The following is a 255-nucleotide window of genomic DNA, read 5'->3' as shown; positions in this document are numbered from 1 at the left end:
CATGGCGTGAGGCCGGCCCAATTCGGCCGTGCGCGAGGGAAACTCACGGTGCCGTTGTCCTGAATCGCCAAATTGACGGCAGTATTGGCGGCGTTCGCGATCATCAACTGGCGACTGGATGCCTGCGCTTGAATTCGCGGCGCATAGCCGTTCGCGTTGAATACCAGCGACGAACCATAGTCGCCCGCGCCGTACAGTGTGACGGCGCCGTTGACCTGGCCACCAATGTTCCTGTCCAGCGGCGTGAGATTCGCG

General features: G+C 62.0%; 1 protein-coding gene. It reads right to left on the bottom strand.

Translation table 11 applies throughout. The features are described 5' to 3' along the window. Positions 1-255: hypothetical protein (locus SB756_RS32485; protein ID WP_410913560.1), on the bottom strand; the 255-nt coding region annotated here is incomplete at both ends.

The organism is Pseudomonas sp. SIMBA_068, assembly GCF_046534705.1.
GTDB lineage: Bacteria > Pseudomonadota > Gammaproteobacteria > Pseudomonadales > Pseudomonadaceae > Aquipseudomonas > Aquipseudomonas putida.
Note: the sequence above shows the minus strand (reverse complement) of the source record. Positions and strands in the feature narration are given on the sequence as shown.